18 protein-coding genes are annotated in these 23,583 nt (G+C 43.9%); 3 read left to right on the plus strand and 15 right to left on the minus strand.

Annotation, left to right across the window (positions count from 1 at the left end; translation table 11 throughout):
- Positions 1-10 precede the first annotated feature (10 nt).
- From pyc to ACN0W5_RS07410, 3 genes are all read right to left on the minus strand, one after another.
- On the minus strand, positions 11-3,499 hold the full coding sequence (gene pyc, locus ACN0W5_RS07400) for a pyruvate carboxylase (protein ID WP_417453504.1): 3,489 nt from the start codon (positions 3,497-3,499) through the stop codon (positions 11-13).
- Positions 3,500-3,835: 336 nt separating this feature from the next.
- Positions 3,836-4,351, minus strand: coding sequence for a PAS domain-containing protein (locus ACN0W5_RS07405; protein ID WP_417453505.1), 516 nt, complete (start codon positions 4,349-4,351; stop codon positions 3,836-3,838).
- 180 nt (positions 4,352-4,531) lie between these two features.
- A complete protein-coding gene (locus ACN0W5_RS07410; protein WP_417453506.1) occupies positions 4,532-5,035 on the minus strand; it encodes an A24 family peptidase in 504 nt (167 codons plus the stop codon).
- A gap of 221 nt (positions 5,036-5,256) precedes the next feature.
- Between ACN0W5_RS07410 and betI the strand changes: the two genes are divergently transcribed.
- Positions 5,257-5,844 carry a transcriptional regulator BetI gene (gene betI / locus ACN0W5_RS07415; protein ID WP_299380679.1) on the plus strand — a complete coding sequence of 196 codons (588 nt, stop codon included), beginning with the start codon at positions 5,257-5,259 and terminating at the stop codon, positions 5,842-5,844.
- Positions 5,845-5,919: 75 nt separating this feature from the next.
- Positions 5,920-7,584 carry a choline dehydrogenase gene (gene betA / locus ACN0W5_RS07420; protein WP_417453507.1) on the plus strand — a complete coding sequence of 555 codons (1,665 nt, stop codon included), beginning with the start codon at positions 5,920-5,922 and terminating at the stop codon, positions 7,582-7,584.
- 90 nt (positions 7,585-7,674) lie between these two features.
- On the opposite strand, the gene bioB is transcribed toward betA, so the two are convergent.
- From bioB to ACN0W5_RS07460, 8 genes are all read right to left on the minus strand, one after another.
- Positions 7,675-8,823 (minus strand): biotin synthase BioB, encoded by a 1,149-nt coding sequence (bioB, locus tag ACN0W5_RS07425; protein ID WP_417453508.1) that lies wholly within the window; start codon positions 8,821-8,823, stop codon positions 7,675-7,677.
- A 162-nt stretch (positions 8,824-8,985) separates the two neighbouring features.
- A complete protein-coding gene (bioA, locus tag ACN0W5_RS07430) occupies positions 8,986-10,305 on the minus strand; it encodes an adenosylmethionine--8-amino-7-oxononanoate transaminase (RefSeq protein ID WP_417453509.1) in 1,320 nt (439 codons plus the stop codon).
- A gap of 51 nt (positions 10,306-10,356) precedes the next feature.
- On the minus strand, positions 10,357-11,025 hold the full coding sequence (gene bioD / locus ACN0W5_RS07435) for a dethiobiotin synthase (protein WP_417453510.1): 669 nt from the start codon (positions 11,023-11,025) through the stop codon (positions 10,357-10,359).
- Positions 11,026-11,067: 42 nt separating this feature from the next.
- Complete coding sequence (locus tag ACN0W5_RS07440) at positions 11,068-11,922, minus strand: methyltransferase domain-containing protein (protein ID WP_417453511.1); 855 nt, start codon at positions 11,920-11,922, stop codon at positions 11,068-11,070.
- Complete coding sequence (locus ACN0W5_RS07445; protein WP_417453512.1) at positions 11,919-12,551, minus strand: alpha/beta fold hydrolase; 633 nt, start codon at positions 12,549-12,551, stop codon at positions 11,919-11,921. Before ACN0W5_RS07445 ends, ACN0W5_RS07440 begins: the two co-directional genes overlap by 4 nt.
- Positions 12,551-13,762, minus strand: coding sequence for an aminotransferase class I/II-fold pyridoxal phosphate-dependent enzyme (locus ACN0W5_RS07450; protein ID WP_417453513.1), 1,212 nt, complete (start codon positions 13,760-13,762; stop codon positions 12,551-12,553). The genes ACN0W5_RS07445 and ACN0W5_RS07450 overlap by 1 nt, the downstream gene beginning before the upstream one ends.
- Before the next feature lie 236 nt (positions 13,763-13,998).
- Positions 13,999-15,774 carry a sulfoacetaldehyde acetyltransferase gene (gene xsc, locus ACN0W5_RS07455; protein WP_417453514.1) on the minus strand — a complete coding sequence of 592 codons (1,776 nt, stop codon included), beginning with the start codon at positions 15,772-15,774 and terminating at the stop codon, positions 13,999-14,001.
- A gap of 473 nt (positions 15,775-16,247) precedes the next feature.
- A complete protein-coding gene (locus tag ACN0W5_RS07460) occupies positions 16,248-17,630 on the minus strand; it encodes an aspartate aminotransferase family protein (protein WP_417453515.1) in 1,383 nt (460 codons plus the stop codon).
- A 374-nt stretch (positions 17,631-18,004) separates the two neighbouring features.
- Between ACN0W5_RS07460 and ACN0W5_RS07465 the strand changes: the two genes are divergently transcribed.
- Positions 18,005-18,382, plus strand: coding sequence for a hypothetical protein (locus ACN0W5_RS07465; protein WP_417453516.1), 378 nt, complete (start codon positions 18,005-18,007; stop codon positions 18,380-18,382).
- A 91-nt stretch (positions 18,383-18,473) separates the two neighbouring features.
- Here the strand turns inward: ACN0W5_RS07465 and ACN0W5_RS07470 are convergent, their stop codons facing one another.
- The 4 genes from ACN0W5_RS07470 to ACN0W5_RS07485 form a co-directional block, all read right to left on the minus strand.
- Positions 18,474-19,361, minus strand: a complete 888-nt coding sequence (locus tag ACN0W5_RS07470) for an ABC transporter permease (RefSeq protein ID WP_417453517.1) — start codon at positions 19,359-19,361, stop codon at positions 18,474-18,476.
- Complete coding sequence (locus ACN0W5_RS07475) at positions 19,358-20,407, minus strand: ABC transporter permease (RefSeq protein ID WP_417453518.1); 1,050 nt, start codon at positions 20,405-20,407, stop codon at positions 19,358-19,360. Before ACN0W5_RS07475 ends, ACN0W5_RS07470 begins: the two co-directional genes overlap by 4 nt.
- Positions 20,400-21,494: an ABC transporter ATP-binding protein gene (locus ACN0W5_RS07480; RefSeq protein ID WP_417453519.1), complete on the minus strand. Its 1,095-nt coding sequence runs from the start codon at positions 21,492-21,494 to the stop codon at positions 20,400-20,402. Before ACN0W5_RS07480 ends, ACN0W5_RS07475 begins: the two co-directional genes overlap by 8 nt.
- Positions 21,495-21,604: 110 nt before the next feature.
- Positions 21,605-22,744, minus strand: coding sequence for an extracellular solute-binding protein (locus tag ACN0W5_RS07485; RefSeq protein ID WP_417453520.1), 1,140 nt, complete (start codon positions 22,742-22,744; stop codon positions 21,605-21,607).
- Positions 22,745-23,583 lie beyond the last annotated feature (839 nt).

Raw genomic sequence — 23,583 nt, forward strand, 5'->3', positions numbered from 1 at the left:
GGCTATTTTATTAATCTTCTATGATTGCCAATAAATCTTTGGTTTCAACTTTTGATCCCGGCGCAACAAGAATCTTGTTCACCGTGCCTGACTTTTCAGCAAGTACAGAGGTTTGCATCTTCATCGCCTCAATCGACATCAGAACATCGCCCTGTTCGACCTGATCACCTTCACCAACAGATACCGTCACGATCAAACCCGGCATTGGCGCACCCAGATGATCCGAATTCCCTGAATCAGCCTTAGGATGAGCCTCTTTAGCAGAAGCCCTGCTACGATCCAAAACCTTCACGTTCCGGGGCTGACCATTGAGTTCAAAGAAAACAGTACGAACGCCCTCATCATCAGGATCACTGATCGCTCTGAAACGAATGATCAAGGTCTTGCCCTGATCAATATGAACAGAAAGTTCTTCGCCAACGTCCATTCCATAGAAAAATACCGGTGTTGGTAAAACAGAAACGCTGCCGAAATTTCGTTGATGTTGAGCAAAATCAATAAAAACCTGCGGATACATCAAGTAGGATGCAAACTCATTGTCAGTAATTGTTCGCTCTACTTTTTTCTCAACCTCAGCCCGTTCTGCGTCAAGATCAGCTGCTGGCATCAAAGACCCCGGACGCTCTGTGATTGCAGTATCGCCTTTGAGTACTTTTGCCTGTAAAGAAGCAGGGAACCCACCCACAGGCTGCCCCAAATCACCTTTGAAGAAAGAGACGACCGATTCAGGAAAGGCAATCTCTTTATCCGGATTTTCAACATCAGAACGGGAAAGGTCGCTTGTTACCATCATCAATGCCATATCACCGACGACCTTCGAGGACGGCGTTACTTTGACAATATCACCAAACATATCATTGACGTTGGCATAGGCCTTGGATACTTCCGGCCAGCGTTCTTCAATACCCAGAGATCGGGCTTGCTGGCGAAGGTTGGTATATTGGCCACCTGGCATTTCGTGATGATACACATCAGACGTACCGCTTTTGATATCGCTTTCAAAGCCAATATAATTTGCTCTCACCTGTTCCCAATAGCTGGAAAGTTCCTGTAGGGAAGCATCGTCCAAGCCTGTATCTCGCTCCGTATTACGAAGCGCAGCAGCAATTGACCCAAGACTTGGCTGAGATGTCAGCCCACTCATAGAATCAATGCAGGCATCAACCGCATCCACCCCTGCTTCGGCAGCAGCCATCACGGTCGCAGCAGAAATACCGCTGGTATCGTGTGTGTGGAAATGGATTGGTAAACCAACTTCGTCCTTAAGCGCTTTGATCAGAACTTTGGCTGCTGCTGGCTTCAAAAGGCCGGCCATATCCTTGATACACAGAATATGCGCACCAGCAGATTCCAACTCCTTAGCCATATTCACATAGTATTTCAGATCGTATTTGGGTCTTGAGGGATCTAGAATATCCCCTGTGTAACAGATCGCAGCCTCACAGATTTTTCCTGTTTCACAAACAGCATCCATGGCAACACGCATATTCTCAACCCAGTTCAGGCTGTCAAAAACACGGAATACATCCATTCCAGCATCTGCCGATTGCTGTACAAAATATTTAACGACGTTATCAGGATAGTTGGTATAACCGACGCCGTTAGAAGCCCTGAGTAGCATCTGCGTCAACAGATTAGGCATTGTGGCTCTGAGCTTCTCCAAACGTTCCCAAGGACATTCCTTTAAGAACCGCATTGATACATCAAATGTCGCTCCCCCCCAGCACTCCATAGAAAAGAGATTACTTAGATTTTCTGCATAGTATGGTGCAATAGAGGTTAAATCACTGGTCCGGACTCTGGTTGCAAGCAAAGATTGGTGTGCATCACGAAAGGTTGTGTCCGTTACCAATAATCGCTTTTCTTCCTTCATCCATTTTGCAACAGCCTCTGGCCCCTTTTGATCCAGGATCTGCTTTGCTCCATCGGGAATTTTATCTACTGACATAACAGGAAGACGCGCGACATGCGGATTTTCGGGGTGAATACGCCCCGAAACTTCATCGTTACCGTTCACCATTACATCGCCAACGAAACGTAACAGTCTTGATGCCCGATCTCGCCTTTTGGGCATGTGAAAGAGTTCCGGGGTATCATCAATAAACTTAGTCGTATATTCCCCGCCTCGGAACTTCGGATGTGATAAGACATTTTCCAAGAAAGTCAGGTTGGTAGAAACACCTCTGATCCGGAACTCACGAAGCGCACGGTCCATACGAGCGATTGCTTCATCAGGTGTCCCGCCCCAAGCAGTTACTTTTTCTAACAGGGAATCATAATGACGGGTAACAACAGCACCGGAAAAGGCTGTGCCTCCGTCGAGACGAATACCAAATCCAGTCGCGCCTCTGTAAGCCAGAATTTTACCGTAATCAGGAATAAAGTTGTTTTCCGGGTCTTCCGTCGTCACACGGCACTGAATCGCATTGCCATTAAGCTTGATGTCCTGTTGCACGGGGACACCGGAAGAGACATCGCCAATTTTGCCCCCAGCCGCAATTTTGATCTGTGATTGGACGATATCAATACCTGTAACGGTTTCCGTGACCGTATGTTCAACCTGAACCCTTGGGTTAACTTCGATGAAATAGAAGTTATCCGTGTCCATATCCATCAAGAATTCAACGGTTCCCGCATTGCCATAATGTGCAGTTTTCGCAATGGCCAGAGCTGCATCACAAAATGCTTTACGCTGTTCATCACTCAAATAAGGAGCAGGTGCCCGTTCGACAACTTTTTGATTGCGGCGCTGTACAGAGCAATCCCGTTCAAACAGATGAACGACATTTCCATGGCTATCGCCGATAATCTGAACCTCAACGTGACGCGCCCGGCGCACCAGCTTCTCAAGATAGACTTCGTCACTGCCAAAAGCCGCCAGTGACTCTCTTCGTGCTGCATCAACTTGTTCTAATAGCTCTTCAGCTGTTTCGATCACCCGCATACCGCGACCACCACCGCCCCAACTTGCCTTGGTCATCAAGGGGTATCCAATTGCAGCAGCCATTTTTGTGATTTCAGCATCATCTTGGGGCAAAGCAATGGTTGCTGGCATCACAGGTGCACCAGCCTTCTCCGCCAAATCGCGAGCCGACACCTTATTTCCAAGGCTGCGCATTGTATCACCCGTAGGACCCACAAAAATAATGCCCGCAGCCTTACAGGCATCAGCAAAATCAGGATTTTCAGATAAAAATCCGTATCCCGGATGAATAGCATCAACACCCGCTTCTTTGGCGACTCTCAGGATATCGTCAATGCCCAGATAGGCCTGAACAGGTCCCTGCCCTTCACCGACAAGATAGCTTTCATCTGCTTTAAAACGATGCAGGGCAAAACGATCTTCATTCGAATAAATCGCAACCGTTTCAATACCAAGTTCTGTTGCTGCCCTGAATATTCTAATAGCAATCTCACTGCGGTTAGCCACCAGCAATTTCTTGATTTTGTTATTTTTGAGATCACTCACAACTTTTCCCCTTGATCGGTAAGATTTCATACTGGCTATTTTTTTTAGTTGCTTTAGCCATGAATGATTTTCAGAAAGAGCTCACGGCTGCTGTCTCGGATGCGACACAGATGCAAACGGTTCAAAAGACAACAATCGTTGATAAAATCGCAAACATTGAAACATAAAGATTTCAGCTCAATATTTTTGATGTACATATCACAAAAAAACAGAGAGAAACATTAGGAAACGCTATAATTACAAAGATACCAAAGTTGTACTAGTACAATAACATCTACAAACAATTGAAAGAGAATATAATATCCATCCGAAATTCTTTTTTTCATATCGCATATTATGTGAATCAGACGAATACTGTATCAGTACTTAATGGGCATATCTTGAAAAAGACGATTTCTCGACAATTGGTTCTGATTCAACGATTGCTCCAAGTATCATATTTACCCTTTTTCCATCTGCGGCCAACGGTAAAAGCAAACGCTTGTATTTCCGATACTCTTTGTCTTCGACGCCCCAAGTCACTTCACAAAAATGAGGGCACCCAAACTCAACAACAGATTTAAAAGCATGGTGAATTGTTTCCAATTGCTTTCCAGAAAACAAGTTATGAATAAACTTTCCCGTACAATCCTGGCCCATAATTTCGGTCATGATTGATCCCCATAATCGATATTGGAATTGTGTTTCATTTTCTTTGTGGAGAACATCGACTAGGGCAATCCGACCTAACAGATCGGTGATATCAGCAGGGTTTATATGCTGACGACCGGGAAGCATCCTGCCGTTGGGGGTAACAGAACGCCAATAATCATAAAGGCGACAAAAGCTCTCTTCTGCCGCGGCTTGTTCGGGGAGTTCTTTTCCCCTGATTATATCTATCAACTATCTCATCCAAAGACAGAAGTAACCCCACCGTATGTATAGCATAATAATCACTAATAATAACTTACTTTTTAAATATGCTTATGGCGATGCGTTGCTCATTCATCCCAACATGCCGGGTTCTAAAACAAATTTAGACGTTTTGAATACTCAAAATTTTGAAGAAAAAATCTAACGTCTTTACGCACCCCAGAAGGGAATTTGATCAAAAACGATCAATATAGCGGTCCCTATAGAGACACCATAGGGTACGCCTCCATTCCTTTGGAGCCACTCTGGCAAAATAATATTAAACTTTGCCAAAAGATATTCAATTTGTGGCGCAGCTTTTCTTAACATCAAAATAAGAAGAACCTGTACTCCCCCGACTAAAGTCATAACCACAACAAAGATTGGTAACACCCCCAATCCCGTCCACAGCGCCAGACTTGCCATGAATTTCACATCCCCACCCCCTAAAATTCTGAACGCGAACAGAAGAAGACCAGCAACAAGTACAATCCCAAAAGAAATAAGATGATCAAGAAAAGGGGTCGGCATATTACTGCCAAGGTAGGCAACAGGGAAAAGTAAAATAACTGCCAAGGACAAAATGTTCGGGATCCGCATCTGAATAAGATCCATCAGCATTGCCAAAACAACAAATGCAACAAAAACAATTTTGGTTATAAATAGTGGATCCATAAACGCCTCAGCATGACTTCAGTTTATAGTTATTTATTCTGTACCGGACCAATCAAAAACTGTTCCACTAACGCCCTATATAATCATCGCACGAGAGTAAAATCATCGTTAAAATTCATACCATTATATTCAGGTAGTGTATTTTATTTTTATTGATTGAACGTCCAATTAAAATAAAATACACTACCTGATCAAAACATCAGCTACGCAGGACACCTAGAATGCCCAAAGTGGGAATGGAAGCCATACGAAAAAAACAGCTCATCGAGGCAACTATTTCCGCTATTCACGAGCGAGGTTATGCCGATACTACCATAAGATTGATTAGTCAAAAAGCCGGCGTTTCAACAGGTATCGTCCACCACTATTTTAAAGATAAAGATGACCTGCTTCGGGCAACAATGCAGAGCATGCTCTCTGATTTAAGGCTTTCTGTATTAAAATATTTGGAACAGGCAACAACACCAGAAGATAAGATTAAAGCTCTTATATCTGCCTATCTGGATGCTCATTTGTTCGAACCTGAAACAGTTTCTGCTTGGCTCGCTTTCTGGGCACATGTACCGCATTCTGAAGAAATGTTACGTCTTCAACATATTTATGAAAAACGACAGATGAGCACATTCAAACATATCTTTAAGATGATACTGCCCTCTAAAGATGTCGAAAATGCTGCCCTTGGATTAGTCGCACTAATTGACGGTTTGTGGGTTAGAACCTCACTTCAAGATCATACCAGTGGACGCGAAAAAGCACGTGAAGTTGCATTCGATTACTTTGAGATGCTGCTATACAAAGCAAATAAATAACAATCTTTTAGGCCAGACCTTTAGATTAAAATAACGAAGGGGGATATCCCCCTTGATTGACTGGAGTTACTAACAATGTCAGACGATACCTTTGACTACATCATTGTCGGTGCCGGATCAGCGGGCTGTGTCCTTGCCAATCGCTTAAGCGCAGATCCCGACAACTCTGTATTACTGATTGAAGCTGGTGGAAGTGACAGCTCTATCTTCATTCAAATGCCTACGGCACTGTCAATCCCTATGAATATGCAAAGGTATAACTGGGATTTTGAGTCCGAACCAGAACCCTATATGGATAACAGACGCCTTCACTGCCCTAGAGGTAAAGTGCTTGGCGGCTCATCGTCTATTAACGGCATGGTCTATGTTCGTGGCCATGCCTGTGATTTTGACGAATGGGAAGAGCAAGGTGCGGCAGAGTGGGGGTATAAAAACTGTCTTCCCTACTTCCAGCGGGCTGAAACATGGAAAGGTAGTCGCGACCAATATCGAGGCGACGACGGTCCGCTCGCCACCTGTAATGGTAACGAAATGCAAAACCCGCTTTACGAAGCCTTTATCAAAGCAGGTGAAGAAGCCGGGTATGGCCCAACAGAAGATTATAACGGTTACCGTCAAGAAGGTTTTGGCCCGATGCACATGACGGTTAAAGATGGTGTGCGTTGGTCAACGGCAAACGCCTATCTCAAGCCCGTTATAAAGCGTCCTAACTTGAAGGTCATATCAAACGCCCTCACTAAACGCATTATTATGGAAGGCAAAAAAGCAACAGGCATTGAGATAGAAGTCGGTGGTGTCAACCAAACGGTTAAAGCGTCAACCGAGGTTATTCTCTCATCAGGTTCTGTCGGTAGCCCTCAACTTCTGCAAATTTCAGGTATAGGTCCATCAGCCGTGCTGAAAAAAGCGGGTGTTGAGGTTATTCATGATCTACCCGGTGTTGGCGAAAATCTACAAGACCATCTGGAAGTCTATTTCCAGTTCCGGTGTAAAGAACCCATCACCCTGAACGGTAAACTGGATCTTTGGAACAAGTTTTTAATCGGCGCCCGCTGGATGCTATTCAAAAATGGACTAGGTGCAACGAACCACTTTGAATCCTGTGCCTTTATCCGCTCTAAAGCTGGTTTAAAATGGCCTGACATCCAATATCATTTCTTGCCTGCAGCGATGCGATATGACGGCCAAGCTGCTTTTGAAGGACATGGCATTCAGGTCCATGTCGGCCCGAACAAACCCAAAAGTCGGGGCCACATTCGCATTAAATCAAGTGATGTAAACGACAAGCCTGAAATCTTGTTCAATTACAACGAACACGCAGATGATCGCGAAGCTTTCAGAGCATGCATCCGCCTGAGCCGTGAAATCATGGAACAACCGTCAATGGCACCGTACTGCGAAGATGAAATCCAGCCCGGTGCTGCTTTGCAGTCAGACGATGAACTCGACGCATGGATCAGAAAAAATGCAGAGAGCGCTTATCATCCTTCCTGCACGTGTAAAATCGGAGCAGATAACGATCCGATGGCAGTTCTTGATAACGAATGTAAGGTCCGGGGCATCGAAAATTTACGCGTCGTAGATAGTTCCGTTTTCCCAACGATTACCAACGGAAACCTCAATGCGCCAACCATCATGGTCGCAGAGAAAGCAGCCGACATAATCTTGGGGAATAATCCTTTGCCAGCATCAAATGCCCCGACGTGGATTCATCCAGAGTGGGAAACTAGACAGAGATAAGTATCCCACAAACCAAATAAAAAGGCGGCACGTGCCGCCTTTTTCATACCCTATTCACTTAGGGTTATTTAACTGGACTATTTTGATGCTTTAAACACAGCCACAATCAGGTGAGCCACAGCCTCGCGGTGCTTCATGATTGTGCTCAACAACAGCACCCTTTTGCTCAGTTTCCAAACCTAAGCGGGCAAACAAAGCCATGTCTTCGTTTTCTTCCGGATTGGCAGTGGTCAAAAGCTTGTCACCATAAAAGATTGAGTTCGCGCCAGCCATAAAGCACATGGCTTGACCTTCGTCCCCCAATGAGCGACGTCCAGCAGACAAACGTACGTAGGATTTTGGCATCATAAGACGTGCAACCGCAACCGTCCGGATCATCTCAAAGCTATCAATACGCTGCATGTCACCAAACGGTGTTCCCTTCACAGGTACCAGCATATTAATCGGCACAGATCCCGGATGCTTTGGAAGATTAGCCAAAGCCATCAAGAGACCAACGCGATCTTTGCGTTCTTCGCCCATCCCGATAATACCACCGGAACAAACGTTAAGCCCAGCATCACGAACATTACCCAAGGTTTCGATGCGATCTTCAAAAGATCGTGTCGTGATAACCTCGGGATAATATTCAGGCGATGTATCAATGTTATGGTTGTAATAATCCAGCCCCGCTTCTTTCAGATTATCGGCCTGATCCTTGTTCAGCATGCCCAGCGTCATACAGGTTTCCATACCCAGATCTTTAACAGCCGTTACAATCTCGGATATTTTATCAATATCGCGGTCTTTTACATTGCGCCATGCAGCCCCCATACAAAAACGGCCAGATCCGTTTGCCTTGGCCTTTTTTGCATATTCAACAACTGTATCTTTATCCATCAACTTGCTTGCGCCAACATCGGTTTTATAGCGCGAGGATTGCGAACAGTATTTACAGTCTTCTGCACAGCCCCCTTCTTTGATATTCAAAAGCGTCGAGAGCTGTACTTTATTCGGATCAAAATACGTCCGGTGCATAGTCTGCGCACGGAACAACAAATCCATCATTGGTAAATCATAAAGCGCTTCGATTTCTTCCCGTGTCCAATTGTTTCGAACATCCGTAGATTGCGTGCCAGCACTATTTTTTGTTGCCGCCTCACCTGAAGAAAATCCCATAGAAGAAATGTTCACAGACTGTGGTACTTCTTCGGGTGCTGTAATATCAACTTCGTTATCCATGATGGATTTCACTTCCATATTGTTCTCTGACGCTGTTCTAGCCTGAGCCTGTCATCTCGGCAAGTATCCAAGCCTGTTGTCTTCGTATTTTATCGTAAAATCTGTTTTAGAGTATTGCCGAAAAGCGCCAACAAAATCTGCAAAAATCCATATATGCTTCTAGGCTTTTTCCAAACAATATCACGATAGAGAGTTTAGTTCTTCCATTGCCAACGCCATCGCTTTCCACGCGTCATCAATTTGCTGATCAGAAATGACATAAGGCGGTAAAAGATAAAGCACATTGCCTAGCGGACGGATTAACATATTACGATCCCAAAACCATTTTTTTAACTCCCCGCCAAGTGACGATGTATAGCCCCCATCATCCACAATCGCATCAAAGGCCCCGATCGTGCCCAGTATGCGATGATGACGTGTCTGAGGCAGCGCACGTATATAATCCATCCCCTTGTGATGGGCGGCTTCAATACGCTTAAAATTGTTCTGGGTTTCTGAACTTTGCAAAAGCTCGATAGATGCCAAAGCAGCCGCACATCCCAGAGGGTTAGCTGTAAAGGAATGCCCATGACAAAAAGCTTTATCAAAGGTTTCACCTAAAAAAGATTCATAAAGATGATCGGTAGCGACAGTCACTGACAAGGGCAAAAATCCGCCTGTTAATCCCTTTGAGATACAAATAAGGTCTGGCGTCACACCAATCTTATCACAGGCAAAATTAGCTCCTGTACGGCCAAATCCGGTCATCACCTCATCAAAGATCACCAGAATTCCCTGTGACTGGAGTTTCTGAACCACAGTCTTAATGAACTCGGGGCGCACCATACGCATCCCTCCTGCCCCCTGAACCAACGGTTCAAGGATCATTGCGCAGACTTCCTTGCCATGTCTTTCCAAGTGCAGATCAATCGCTTCAAGTGCCGCGTTTTCTTTGGCCTCGATCGCATCATCACCTTCCCAAGTATGCGGATAGGGCATGATATCAACGGAAAACAACAGATCTTTCCAGGCATCAAACATCTGCGAAGAAATACCGGCTGACATAGCCCCGACGGTATCCCCATGGTAAGCACCATCAAACGTCATAAAGCGTGTGCGCTTTTCCTGCCCTGTATTACGACAATGCTGGTAAGCAATTTTCATCGCCACTTCGACTGCTGTCGATCCATTATCTGAAAAGAAAACCCTATTCAGGTCACCAGGTAAAAGAGTGCTGAGTTGTTGTGCTAGCTTAACCGCTGGTTCATGTGTAAAGCCGGCAAAAATAACTTGCTCCAGCTTGTTAGCCTGCTCTGAAATTGCATTGGCAATCTTGGGATTTGCGTGCCCAAAAACATTCACCCACCAAGACGAGATATAATCAACAATCTCCCGGCCGTCTTTTGTTCGTAAAAGAACACCTTTGGCAGAATCAATAACTACAGGATCAGGCGCAGTTTGAGCTTGCGTGAAAGGATGCCAGACATGACGCTTATCCAGTTCAAGAAAGTTGCCAGTCATTATTTTTACCCTTCACACTATTTTTATTATCATTTTTCATTACAGATGATCTTAACTACGGCCCAAACTCGCTGAAAAACGCTTCAATCGAGGCAAAAGCCCTATGATGGTTTCCGGTGTTACAACCTCACATCTGGGCAACTCAGCAACGACAGCTATTTTACCATACTCCTCAATTGCTTCTCGATTGCCCTTGTTTTTAGGCCCGTTCATAATAACACCCGCCAAGGTAATTCCTCGACGTTGTAGGGCCTCAATTGTCAATAAGGTATGGTTGATTGTTCCCAATCCCGAACGCGCCACGATGACCACAGGCAAATTAACTTTCACCATCAAATCAGTCATCATAAACTGATCATTCAGAGGAACCAAAGCTCCCCCTGCTCCTTCGACAATCAGAAATTCATTCTCGGAAATCGAAGGCAACTCGATCTTGTCCAGATCAATTGTCTCTCTTACACGTCGAGCCGCTTCATGAGGAGATAAAGGGTCTGGAAAGCTGTAGGAACAAGGATAGATCTTGCGATACGCCCCCCCGGTTAATCGCTGGATTTCAGGTGTATCGTGATCCTGAACAGGTCCGGTTTGTACAGGCTTCCAATAGGATGCTCTTAAGCTTTCAACCAAAGCTGCAGAAACAAAAGTCTTACCGACCTCGGTATCCGTACCAGTGACAAATAAACCATTTATACTAGATCTTTTAATCGGACTATCCTGCATGCCTCACCCGGTTAATAAACACCTGTCGCAATAGATGTTATATCAGTTCTCGATATTTTTGCTGCACAGCACAAAAACCACATCATAATCAGCTTCAATGTGGGCGTCTGTAAAGTAACTTTCATATTTTTTTAGTAGAGTACGTAACTGTCTCACGCTAAGAGGGGACCTTCCAATGCGACTTGAGTGTGCCCCGATCTCACGTAGTGTTCCCAGGAAATCCAACCCATCCTTATGGCACTGCACAAATTTTTGTTGTCGCGTATCAACATGTAAGCCGCTCAGACAGTCGTGATAAAAAGCTGCATCGGGGAACTCAGGAGCAAGTCTTTCAATACCCAATTCACTTTGGCACTTGTGCCACAATCCAAACGTTTCTTGCGAAAGCGTGCTAAAAGCAAGCGTCCCATCAGCAGCCAAAAGATCACTTAGCTTTCCTAATGTTCCTTCGAGATCATGAAACCATTGAAAAGCCATATTAGAACAAATCAAATCAAACGGACCACCCAAATCAACAGCTTCCCCATCCATGGTATGGAAATGAATTTTGGAAAGATCAACCGCCTGCGTAAATCCAGAGGAGCTTAAATTTGGATTATATTCAGGATTTGTAATTTTATCTGATAAAGAGCTCTGACATTTGGCCAACATGTCAGCAGAGATATCGGTAACCCACCAATGCGCATCAGGATAGAGCTTGAGAAGTTCGCGAGTTAAATACCCTGTCCCACAGCCAATTTCCAATATACGCAAGGGTTTCTTGTTGTGAATTTTAGCTGCAATATGATCCGCTAAAACTTTCGCGGACTTTTGTTGCACTTCAGATTGCGTTTCATAACTTTGAGCCGCCGCACCAAAACGTCTGGCTAAATCTTTTTTCCAGGTAACTTCTATCATAGATCAGCAATTGCCCGTTTAATAACAGAACAACATGCCCCGGGATCAGTCAAAGGCAATAGATGCCCCTTGCCTTCAGTCCATTCTGAATTGCCTTTAAACAATTTAACAGTCATCGCCTCTGTAACAACCTGATCATCTTTATCCGCCAAGACATATGAACTCTTCTCCGTAAAATTCAAGCGTTGATCTTGATCACGCAAGAAATTAAGTCCCCATGTGAGTTTGGATAAGTCTGGCGTTTCCATTGTTCGGTGATCCGTTTTACCTTCTGGATCACATAATTTATGGAAAGAACTCAAAACATCCTTAGAGGCCTTAGGCAATTTGCGCAGCATGCGCTCAATAACTTTGGGATGCACACCTTCTGGAAAATCATCGCAAGCAGAAAAACGACTAAAGCCATTTATAAAAACCGACTTTTCCCACGTAATGTCATTCCGAGACAACAACCACTGACAGCCCATAGAATGACCGACAGCAATATCATAATGTCTTTGAGGGATACGTTCTGTTCCAGAGAAACCCAAGTCAACCTGATCACATGTAATATTGGATCCCAGTAATTTCACGACGGATTGCCATATATCTGGGCCATAGCCCCATCCATGAACGAATACAATCCGCATCACACTTTGCCCTTTGTACCAGAAATGTTTGCAACGCTTTGAATGATTACTTTCGCCAAACTCTCTACCTGTTTTTCCGTATGAACAGAGCTTAATGTAACCCGTAATCGTCCAGAACCTTCAGGCACCGTCGGCGGACGAATAGCACCAACCAAGAAGCCCTTTTCCTCAAGATCATGAGCAACCGCAAGAGTCTCCTCGTCAGGACCAATAATCACAGGAATAATTTGCGTAGATGACAGGCCCGTGTCTATGCCCTCGTTTTTAAGAAGGCTTCGGAAATTATCGCTACAATGTGCTAAATGCCTACGCTCGGCATCCATTTCTGGGACAAGATCGAGAGCTGCATCAATGGCCCCCAGCACCTGAGGCGGAAGTGCCGTTGCATAGACGAGGCCGCTACAACAATTTACGAGATACTCTTTCATGCTCTGCGAACAGGCTACGTAAGCCCCGTAACTTCCCAGCGCCTTGCCACAGGTGCCCATAATCAGCTCATTATCAGAGATCCCCCCGGCGCAAAGTCCCATGCCCTTCGTACCTAAAACACCTGTAGCATGCGCTTCATCTATATACAGAAAGGCATCATAGCGTTTTGCAAGCGACCTGATTTCAGGAACATCCAGCTGATCCCCATCCATGGAAAATACACTCTCCGTGACAATGATTTTGGCCTGTTCACTATTCTTGTGCTTTTCCAAAAGTTGCGCGAGATGTCCCAGATCATTATGGCGGAACCGGATTTGTTTTGCGTCTGAGGCCTGAATACCAAAATGAAGGCTGGCATGATTTAGTTTATCGCAGAAGAGTAATACTTCCGGTTTACCGACCCCGCCATGGAGCCGTGTATTTAACAAAGCAGCCAGAACAGAGGAATTTGCCTGAAACCCAGAATTCAAAAGCAGGGCAGATTCTGATCCCTTCAATTGCGCGAGCTTTTTCTCGATAAGGTCATAGGTAAAGTGGTTACCTGTTATCAATCGCGATGCACCAGTTCCAGAGCCATAGGCCTTTGCCCATTCTGCGGCACGCTCTCTAACTGTTGTATTCTGTGTTAACCCAAGATAATCATTAGATGCAAAGTTGAGAAGCTTCTGTCCGTTATGTTCGACATACCCGTCTTCCAACAGGTTAGAGCATTTAAGCTTCCGGAATCTCTGGCTAGGTATAGCCTGAAGATATGTATCAATTCTTTTGGAAAGGTTTGTCACCTTGAGCTACCTCAACAGGGAATACTCTACCTGGAGGACGGCAATCAAGTGACTATCCAACCAGCAATGCTTCAGCGCTGGTTTTAATATTAAATGCCTTCAAGAGCAACTCTTGTCTTAATCAAGTGTTGTGTTCTCTCACTTGGTCTTTACTTCTTCTGGCCCCGAAATCACAGCCTGTATCAATTTGATAGCAAAGTGACCTCAGGACCAGAATAAAAGTTACAAGAAGGCGATTAAACGCCTTGCTGTGGTCGCATGTCATCCGGGTTAATACCTGCGACTTCAACAGGTTTAGTCATGGCATCACGACGGAATGGTTCACCGAGTTCCTGATTAAGGATAACCTCAACAAAGGTAGTAATCCCATCCTTTTGCGCTTCTGTGGCTTCCTTCAATGTTGCCGTAAGCTCACTCTGTGTACGAACAGTAACGCCTTTTAAACCACAACCTTCTGCCACTTTTGCATAGCTTAGGTGCGGATCAAGCTCTGTCCCAACAAAGTTGTTGTCATACCAGAGGGTCGTATTACGCTTCTCTGCGCCCCACTGATAATTACGGAAAATAACCATCGTAATCGCAGGCCATTCGTCACGCCCAACAGAGGTCATTTCATTCATGCTGATACCAAAGGCACCATCACCAGCAAAACCGACGACAGGTGTATCAGGGCAACCGATCTTAGCGCCAATAATTGACGGAAATCCATAGCCACAAGGGCCAAAAAGGCCCGGTGCCAGATATTTACGGCCCTTCTCAAAAGTCGGATAAGCATTACCGATCGCACAGTTATTTCCGATATCACTGGAAATGATGGCATCCCGTGGCAATCCTTCTTGAATAGCACGCCAGGCCATACGCGGAGACATACGATCTGCATCACGGCGACGAGAATCTTCGTTCCAGGTTGTCCCCGGATCATCGTCCTCGTGATCCATGCTACTAAGAGCCTGTAGCCATGATGATTTTGTGTGGTGGATAAGCGCTTTGCGTTCTTCCCGCCCGTTATCACCAGCAGTCGGGCTCAGTTGAGACAGAATTTGCTGTGCGACCTGTTTGGCATCACCACAAATACCCACGGTGACTTTCTTGGTTAGACCAATACGATCCGAATTGATATCCACTTGAATAATACTTGCATCTTTTGGCCAGTAATCAATGCCGTACCCCGGCAGAGTAGAAAACGGATTAAGACGCGTTCCCAATGCCAAGACAACATCCGCCTTTGCAATAAGTTCCATCGCAGCTTTGGAGCCATTATATCCAAGAGGTCCCGCGGCCAAAGGATGGCTTCCCGGAAAGCTATCATTATGCTGATAGCCACTACATACTGGCGCATCAAGGCGTTCAGCAAGGGCCTGACAGTCAGCAATTGCATTCCCGATAACAACCCCAGCACCTGATAGAATAACAGGGAACTTGGCACCAGATAAAAGCTCTGCCGCTTTTGAGATCGCATTTGCACCACCGGATGGCAATTCAATATCAACCATCTGTGGAAGTTCAATATCAATAACCTGCGTCCAGAGATCACGTGGTACGTTGATTTGGGCAGGTGCAGAGCCCCGTTTTGCTTTTTGAATAACCCGGTTCAGAACCTCGGCCATACGGGATGCGTCGCGAACTTCTTCCTGATAGCAAACCATATCTTTAAACAGTGCCATCTGCTCAACTTCCTGGAAACCACCCTGCCCGATCGTTTTGTTGGCAGCTTGTGGGGTCACCAAAAGCATTGGCGTATGGTTCCAGTAAGCCGTTTTAATGGGTGTAACAAATCCAGTAATACCTGGCCCGTTCTGCGCAATACACATACCGATTTTTCCGGTTGTCCGTGTGTAACCGTCACAGATCATGCCGCCATTCGTTTCATGAGCGACATCCCAGAACTTGATGCCCGCTTTCGGAAACAAGTCAGAGATAGGCATAAAAGCAGAGCCGATGATTCCAAAACCATGTTCAATACCGTGCATTTGCAAAACTTTTACAAAAGCTTCTTCTGTCGTCATCTTCATTGTTATCTATCCTTATTTCAAAAATTATTCTCATCATTTAAGAGAAAATTCTCAAAGGCATTGACCAAAATATTGATCAATTCCAGCCGCTTATATGTTTCGACTTTTGCTTTTAAAGTTTTGCCCTGTTTTCAGAGTTTGTAAATTTACATCTTTAAATTTTCGCACTGAAGATCCGGGCAAAACGTAGGCTCGTCCTGTCTCCAGAAAAGCAACTATTTTCTGTTTCACATAGGTCCAGATTTACCCATCTATGATACCAGATTTTAACGAATCTTTTTACAGTAAATTGAAGCCCTTAAAATACGAGGAAAATCCTCTTAAAATCTAGGATTAGCACGCGTGATCAAAAGATAATTATTTCAAAAAAATTTGCTAAATTTGGAATAGATATCTCAAATATTAGCGATAAAAAAATGGGACTAACCCAAAGGCCAGCCCCGATAAAGTTTCATTTAGGAGACCTGTTAAATCTATCTACAGATTTTGGATAAAGCATTATCAATTGCTGTGACAATTTCATCCAATTCTTCTGTTGTACAAATCAGCGCAGGACTTAGACAAAGCGTATTGTTAAACTCTCTGAAGCTGCGATTGGTTGCCCCAATAATCACCCCTTGGGCCATACATTCACCGACAACAGCCTGCGTAATGCTTTCATCAACGGGTTGCTTAGTCTCACGGTCAACCACCAGTTCCAGCCCACAGAAAAGACCCTTACCACGAACATCCCCGATAACTTCATGCTTTGCCTTAAGCTCATGAAGCTTTCCAAGAAGGTAGTCCCCCATCTTGGTCACATTATCGAGCAGGTTTTCTTCCTCAATAATCCGCATATTTTCAAGCGCGGCCGCAGGGCCAGCAGTACAACCACCAAAGGTAGAGATATCTCTAAAATAACTCATGGGGTCAGAAGGATTATTCTTGAACTGATCAAAAACCTCTTCTGTCGTCACCGTACAGGAAATTGCTGCATAGCCAGAGGCAACACCCTTTGCCATGGTGACAATATCAGGTTTGATCCCATAATGCTGATACCCAAACCACTTACCTGTACGCCCCAAACCACAGACAACTTCGTCAATATGAAGCAGGATATCGTATTTTTTACAAATCTCCTGTACCTTTTCCCAATAGCCCTCTGGTGGTGTAATCACGCCGCCCCCAGCGGTGATTGGCTCCAGAACCAAGGCACCGACGGTATCTGGGCCTTCACGCAAAATGACTTCTTCAATGGCAAGAGCTGCCTTTACGCCATAATTACCATCATCCCCGTATTGAGAGCGATATTCGCAACAATGAGGAACCTCTACAAAACCTGGGGTAAAGGGTCCATATTGATCTTTCCTCTGTAACTGACCAGTAGAGCTTAAAGCTGTAATGGTTGTGCCATGGTAATCACGATCCCGGTAAAGAATTTTATGTTTCTTCCCACCGTATTTGTTATGCGCGATCTGGCGAACGATCTTATAGGCTTTTTCGTTTGCTTCAGACCCTGAGTTTGAAAAGTAAACCCGGCTCATACCCGGCATCTTGTCAATAAGGGCCTTGGCAAAATTTGCTCCGGGAATAGAACCGGCCGAGTTTGCAAAATAATTAAGTTTCACAAGCTGTTCACGCACCGCATCGGCAATCGTTTCCCGACCATACCCAACATTTACAGTCCATACACCGCCAGAGACAGCATCAAGATACTTTTTACCCTTGGCATCCCAAACGTTCATCCCCTTACCTTCAATGATAACAAGGGGGTCAACAGTTTCATAGCGTTTGTGCTGGCTAATATGATGCCATACATGAGCCCGGTCATTTTCAATGACCTCGCTAAAATCGTTCATTTGTTCTGTTAATGTCATGATTCACTTCCAACACTAAAGGGCCATTCTGTTCCAACAGATTGGGCCTATCCGATAATCCGGCTTCAACAAGTTAGCTGGGATAACCTAGCTGGGCCATTATGTAGATGCTTTCCTTAATCGAAGTGTCACACGCGTTCTCATTACTGCTATAGTTCCAGTTGAGCCAAATTGATAAAACCACTTGAACCAGAAACTACAATTTGGTGAGTCCAGATTTTACCATCCATAGAGCCTTGTGTGGTAACATGATAGGATGCGGCATAAATCGCTGTGATTCTTCCACGGCTTACCTTAGAATTTTAAGCCACAGAATTTAAAAATAATTCAAAAGCATAAAATTCTTGATATGAATGACTGCAGGGGAAAGGCCGATGATGCCAACAACCGTACATAGCATTTCGAAATATACAGTGCAGATTCTGAACACCAAATCTACCGCTGACAAACCTAAATCACAGATAATCATACGATTATTAAATGAAAAGGGTAAGGATTGTGGGCTTGCTGTATTCAAAGACTATGGCGATCAGAATGCCCAGAACCCTTATGGTGACCATAAAAAGGGTACTGCAACGGCCTATTATGATATCAAACATTATCAGGCATTCATCGAAATTCTCAGGATGGAAAAAGAACTCTTTTGGAAGATTGCTTGGCAACAAACTGGACCAACTAAATCGGTTTCAGATGTCTCTCTTGATACAAAGGAAGAGATTATCGGTGATCACTTTGGCAATGGTGGCGCTTAAAGCGATTTAAAACCTGATAATATCCAACAAAATAGCGGTAAAGATCTAAATCTTTACCGCTATTTTCTTTTACCAGATATCTCAAGCTTAACTATACTGGAGCCATTCCTTTATCTGCCATATCAGCGGCTCTTTTTGCAGCTTCCGCCGCTAATTCATCTCTTCGAACTTCACGTCGACGATAAATTTCGTGGAAAGTAACGCCTACCAAGGTAATCCCGACAATCACAACAGCTAAAGCACTAAGAGAAGGATCTGTCCCTAACCGAGCTTTACTTGCTAATGCAGTTGTTAACGTTTTTCCCTCTGTCATCGTAAAGACAGTTGTATTGTAGTTTTCAAAACTTGTTAGAAAAGCTAACACGGCTGCCGAACCAATTGCCGGTTTTAAAAACGGCAACATTATTTTCTTGAAAACTTGAACATTGGTAGCTCCTAAATCCAAAGCTGCTTCTTCCAATGTTCGATCAAATCTTTGTAACCGAGACAAGAAAATCAACATGCAATAGGCAGAAACGAAAGTGGATTGACCAACAATTGTTAAGAAGTAAGGGTTGTAGTAAAACGCCTCATAATCCTGACCTTGAATTGTGCCAATTTTATCCCAAAAAACCAATGTCGAGATACCAATAATAACACCGGGTGTTAAAAGAGGAGACACAACAATTGTATAATAAATTGGCTGTACTTTGCTATGAACTTGCGACATCAATAAAGCTGCCGCCAATCCAATAGGCACAGACAAACAAATAACCCCTAATCCTACTAATAACGAATTCTGAAGTCCTTCGATGATGGTTTTATCATTTGATAAAACAGTAAACCATTCGAGCGTCCCTTCCTGAAAAGGAATAGCCGTTGGAAATTTTGGCGTATTAAATGCTGTCATCCCCATTAGAATTAACGGACCAAACAAGTACAAGAAGAACATCGCAATATAAAATCGCACCAAATATTTTTGAATAAGATCAGAAGTCATTTAGCTAACTCCCCTAAATTAACCTTGAAATACTTCATGACTGTGAGAACAAACACAATACATGATAACAAAAATAGAAATGCGTATGCTGACCCACGTGTCCAATCACCAAGATTAAACCAGTTCGTTATAATTTGCGTAAACCACAGACTACTTGGCCCCCCCAGAATTTGAGGCGCAGCCAATGCCCCAGCGGTTAACATGAATACCATCGTACAGCCAGATGCTATACCCGGTTTAGCATAGGGCATGACAACACGATAATGTATACGAGACCATGAAGACCCAAGATCTCTCGCTGCTTCAATCTGATTATGATCTAGGCTTTCAATTGCGTTGTAGATTGGGAAGATCATCAACAAAATATATGCATAACTTAAACCTGCATACATCGCGATATCCGCTTTTACAAAATCAAATGGTTCGTCAATTATACCGCTGCCTATTAGGAAGGAATTAATCACACCACTGGATCCAAATAAAATTCTAAATGCAAAGGCGCGGAGAATTTCATTCACCCAAAAAGGTAACACCAAACAAATTAAAAGTAACCGTACTGTTCCGCCTTTGGCAGTCTGCGCCATGTAATAGGCAATAGGATAACAAAGCACAAAGGCTAACAGTGTAATACAAACTGATGCGATGATTGTTCTCAGAAAAACTTTTAGATGCAGAACATTAAAGTAACTATCATCACTACCACTGCCAAAAACCGCATAGCTATAATTGTTAAAGGTATAAGGAGTTTGAGAGTAATCATACCCTACATCCGCAGCAACCGTCCCATCATGGAATGAAAGTTCAACCATAAAGAACTGCGGGGCAACAATCATCACAACAACCCACAGTGTCACAGCAACGACAATATAAGTTGAGACAACGATACCATTTCGTTCAATAAATTTAACTTGTTTCAGATAATCCCAAGTAACAGAAATGCCTCTTTGAGCTGGCGCTACCACCAATAGAGATGAGAGAACCGCAAGAAAAAATGTTACAAAGATAGCAAAATACGGTAGATTCAAACTTTGCAATTCATCACTCATCAGCAAGATCTCCTTCAGGAAGAACAATCGCTCGATCAACATCAAAGTAAATTTTTGTTGTATCCCCTACCTTTAAGTGCGTTCCTTTACCCTCATTATTAACAGCAAACGATATCCGTTTGTCTGTCTCCCCTTCCATATGAATATGGATCGAAGGGCCTTCAAACTCTTCAGCAAGTATCGTACTTTCGATAACATTTTCAGTACGGGTAGTACCTTCTTCAACAAGCGAAAGAGCTTCTGGCCGCACGAACAAAATAGCGGCGTCGCCCACATTCATGTCCTGAGTGTTACGCCCTCTGAGCAGACCAAACTTGTTTTTGATCTGGGCATAGTCACCGTCAACCTTAACAACCTTACCGTAGAATGGGTTATTTTCGCCAACGAATGAGGCAACAAATGCTGTCTCTGGTTCGTTATAAATTGTACTACCATCACCTACCTGCTCAATAACGCCTGCAGACATAACAGCAATACGATCTGACATGGTGAGGGCTTCGCCTTGATCATGCGTAATATAAATAAAGGTAATGCCGACACGTTGTTGTATATTTCTCAACTCACTGCGCATATGCTGACGTAGTTTTAAATCCAGTGCCGATAACGGTTCATCAAGAAGTAAAACTTCAGGCTCAACAGCTAACGCACGGGCTATTGCTACACGCTGCTTTTGTCCCCCGGACAATTCAGAGACCATTTTGTCTCCCTGTCCTGAGAGAGCAATAAGATCAAGAAGCTCTTCAGCTCGACGACGGCGTTCAGTGTATTTCACGCCTTCGACTTCTAAGCCAAAGGCAATATTATCAGCCACAGACATCAATGGAAAAAGGGCTAAATTTTGGAATATTAATGCCGTTGGACGCTTGTTCGGTCCAATACCTCGCATATCGTTTCCATTGATACGGATTGTTCCTTCTGTGGGCTCGTTAAAGCCTGACACAGCACGTAAAATTGTTGTTTTACCACAACCGGATGGGCCAAGAAAACTGAAAAACTCACCCTTTTTAATTGCTAAATTAGCATCGTCTACAGCGGTAAAATCACCGAAACGGATTGTTACATGTTCTAAATCTACACCTGAGCTCATGAGGACCCCACGACCACTCTCTCGGGAAAGATAAAATCCCGAAAATAATTATTTTAAGGATGAAGAGGGGCACAGAAAATTCTGTGCCCCTTACCGAACTCACCTACAGGTTAAGCTGCCACGAATTTATCGCGGAACTCTGTACGAAGCTGTGCATACCAAGTTGGTTCAGCAGGCCACGCAAAGAGGTTATCCAAAGCATCGCCCGGATAAGCTTCAGCAAAGTTCTTTTTGGACTCTTCAGAAAGATGTGCATCGGCACCTATCACAGCAGAGTTATATCCGGTCAAATTCGCCGTCAGTCCACCATTTTCAGGGCGATATGAGAACTCCAAGAAGGCATAAATTTGGTCAATGTTCTTGGCGCCTTTTGGCATAGCAATACCGTCAACCCAAGCCAAAGCACCTTCTTTTGGAGCCTGATACTGAACCGGATTTCCCTCACCCTTAAGCGCAAGGATCGGACCATCCCAAGTTTGCCCCATAATAACGTCTTCTTGCATCAGGCCATTTTTTTGGCCATCAGCATCATTCCAGAATTTTTTGACGTTTGCTTTGCGATCAATACAGAATTTGGTGATCTTGGACCACACCTCTTTCATATCATCTTCGCTATTGTAAGCACGCTTCACATCACCTGGCGCAAGTTCACCAATGGTTTCCATGTAAAGACCAGCACCAAGCATCATAGAATGCGGGCGGCCCATCATTGTATTTTCACCACCATCTTTCCAAAGATCGCCATAACTAGGTACGCCACCTTCAGGTGTCCATTTATCTGTACGCCATGCAACGGCCTCGGTTCCCCATAACTGAGGGAGCCAATGAGACCCTTTCCCATCAAAATTCCAGTCAGTTTCACCCACTTTAGCCATTGCTGCGTTAACACGGTCAACCTTAACTTTGTTCATATCAAAAGGCTGCAACAGGTTAAGGGGTTGCCACTGTTGTGCACGCATGTTTGTCGGCGAAATAACATCAAAACCACGGCCGCGAGTCGCTCGAAGTTTATTGATAATTTCTTCGTTAGACCCAACACCAGTATGATTGATTGTAATCCCGGTTTCCTTCTTGAACGCTTCCTTAAATTCTTCGGGAAGGTAATCGGACCACATCATCACATTCAGCTCTCCTGATGAGGAAAGCGCACTTTTGATAAATGCGGGCGCTGCCAATGTTGAAGCGCCAGCGATTGCAGCACCTTTTAGAACTTTACGACGGCTTACTGTAGTTTTTTTAAGTATTGTCATTTTTTTCTCCCATTCTCCTTCATCTTATCAACGAGGAGGGTCCCTGTTCACAGACCTGAATGTGCAATTGTTTGCAACTCATGGCTGGTTAATGTTTATGACTTTAAACTTCACTTAAGGTTAACTTTAAAAGATAGACTTTCCTCGGCACCTCCCTGAGATTGGATTGTAAACGCGCGAAATAACTGGCTTTCTTTCAAAGCAAACAGTTTGATTATGATTGAGAACGATAAAAAACGCATAAGCTCTGTAAAGAAGCGGGTACACCAAAAAGGCTGAATAAGTATTTTTCTTGATAAAGCGCCTGCCATCACTAAGAAAATCCCCGAATGACATTTTGCTCTTGGGCAAAACCCATTTTTCGCTCCTCATACATAATCATTCACAATAAAACTGAACGACCAGTTGTACTTATCAATCAGTAGAACTGATTTTTTAGACTTATTATCTAAATCAATTCAAACGTTGACTATTTTCTTACCTTTGAAGAGCCAGAAAAAGGGATGTGGAAACTGGCATCAACAACGATAAAACAGTTAAAGTACTCGCCCCGTTTCACTTATTTATAAACCAAGAAACAGAGCACAAAAGAAGTAATCCTTTAAGAGCCACGAGAACTAAAATACATCATTTTGATGATTATTCCTAAATCTATTTATCAACAGGGTATTTCTTAAACCCAAAAATATCTCAGGAACCTGTTAGTAATTAAATCTGCATTTTTATTCAGAATAATTACCTAATCAATTCATTCGAATATCTTAATTCATTTGTTTAACTCAAAGTACTCCTCATGATTTTCAGATATTACGGTAAATGAATTAGCTGTGGATTATAGT

This window comes from Kiloniella sp. (assembly GCF_048270245.1).
GTDB lineage: Bacteria > Pseudomonadota > Alphaproteobacteria > Kiloniellales > Kiloniellaceae > Kiloniella.